This window comes from Shewanella surugensis (assembly GCF_023284005.1).
GTDB classification, from domain to species: domain Bacteria; phylum Pseudomonadota; class Gammaproteobacteria; order Enterobacterales; family Shewanellaceae; genus Shewanella; species Shewanella surugensis.
Window position 1 is genome coordinate 1 of record NZ_JAKIKS010000295.1, and the last position, 1,725, is coordinate 1,725.

The 1,725-nt window shown below is 36.9% G+C and carries 2 protein-coding genes and 1 pseudogene; 2 read left to right on the plus strand and 1 reads right to left on the minus strand.

Annotated elements, in window-relative coordinates:
• Window positions 1–247: 247 nt before the first annotated feature.
• Together L2764_RS27955 and L2764_RS27075 are read left to right on the plus strand one after the other, a co-directional pair.
• The gene (locus L2764_RS27955) at window positions 248–370 is read left to right on the plus strand and encodes a hypothetical protein (RefSeq protein WP_283107202.1); all 123 of its coding nucleotides are present in this window, start codon (window positions 248–250) and stop codon (window positions 368–370) included.
• Between the two features lie 376 nt (window positions 371–746).
• Window positions 747–1,328, plus strand: coding sequence for a plasmid pRiA4b ORF-3 family protein (locus L2764_RS27075; protein WP_248943430.1), 582 nt, complete (start codon window positions 747–749; stop codon window positions 1,326–1,328).
• A gap of 143 nt (window positions 1,329–1,471) precedes the next feature.
• Here L2764_RS27075 and L2764_RS27080 read toward each other — a convergent pair.
• Window positions 1,472–1,618 (minus strand): annotated as a pseudogene (locus tag L2764_RS27080) (ISAs1 family transposase); the annotation flags it as partial.
• Window positions 1,619–1,725 lie beyond the last annotated feature (107 nt).

A 1,725-nucleotide genomic window follows, 5' to 3' on the forward strand; every position in this document is an offset into this window, starting at 1 on the left:
GATTATATCGCACACTGTTTGGAACAATTATCCTCTCCCAACTGCGACCTCAATAGTCTCTTACCCTGGCACGTTAAACTAAGCAAGGCGTAGTTCGCCGGACGCTCACGTAAAAACAGATCAAACTGAGGGTATATTTTCTCCAAATATCCAAGATTACATTAGGGATGTGCAGTTTCCACGACTCCTATCTGATACGAAACTCCGATATATTGCAACTATAAAATCTGAAGAAAAAATGAAGAGTATGGGGGCGTTATTATGGCAAGAACAATTTTACGATGATGCCGAGATAGTCTTACAGAATATGGGAAGTGAAGAAGAAGCACGTGAATGGTTAAAAGCACTTCCAAAAAATACATTTAAATAAATAATTCAAAGGTATACATGGATATCTCCCTCTGGATAAGCCTATTTTTAGCTTTTTTGGTCGTAGAAACGGGCTTGTTGCAAAAAAATCCCTTTATGACTCAAGATCTCGCCTTTGATTCTTAATGCCGTGAACGTAATGACCCAATTTGAGTACACCAAGAACCCAATTAGACTACACCAGCGATAACCATGAGTTATCACTGGTAGAGCATATCTCCGATTATCAACCAGCAAGCTTTTGCAATGTTTTAAGTTTTTGCGATTCAGTCTAGCTGTTTGGTATAATGCTGGATTACTTAAATTTCCTTATCGTTAAGTGTTGATGGTAAGTGCCCATTGATACATCTTGATATGCTTAATAGAGAATGAACAATATGATTAGTATTTTAAGAGAAGTCTATCAGTTTAAAATTCAATTAATGGAGGTTAAACCTCCTATTTGGAGACGATTTTTAATCAGCAACTCTTCTTCTTTAGAAGACTTTCACCATACGATACAGATTACTATGGGATGGACTAATTCTCATTTACATCAGTTTATTTGCGGTGAGGATAGATATGGAGCTTCCTTACCTTCTGAATTTGCTATGAATTGGGATGATAATTTACGAGATGAAACTAATTTCAAAATTAAAGATATTTTAAAAGATGAAGGTAGCTCTATTCTGTATGAATATGATTTTGGTGATAGTTGGGAGCATAAAATAATATTGGAAAAAATTGTTCCGTATGAAAAAGGCCAATTTCTTCCGTTTTGCATGAAAGGAAAGCGAGGGTGTCCTCCTGAAGATGTTGGTGGTGTCTGGGGGTATAGTGATTTTCTAGAAAAATGGAATGATGATAAGCATCCTGAAAACGAAGAAGTACGTGAATGGGCTGGTGACTATTTTGAGCCTGAAATATTTGACCAGTCAGAAACAAATCAAATACTTCTTGAAGCATTCACCAAAAACTAGCATAGGGCAAAGGTATCAATCAGGTATATTTTGTTTAAACCAGTGATAATGAGTCTTATCACTGGTAGCATGTTTACGTCCAAAAAGGGGTTTTGGTGAGTGTTTTGCGGTGCCTAGCCCCAGAGCTACCGCATGAGTGTATGTTATTTAGCCGAACTACATAATCCAGCGATTAAAACCTTCTCTAAAAACTGAGGATTCATTAAGCAACGCTTTTGTTTACCTACGACACTCACCTTTGTTGGTTCTTTTCGAAGCATATTGAGTGCCATATGTCTCAAATAAGCTAGGGGGTGTTGACAATTGGCCATGATTAGCTGATTAAGATACAATTTTTCTCTTTGAAATTCATATGTCTCGTAAAATGATTAGCGATAAGCAGTGGCGACGAATTCAT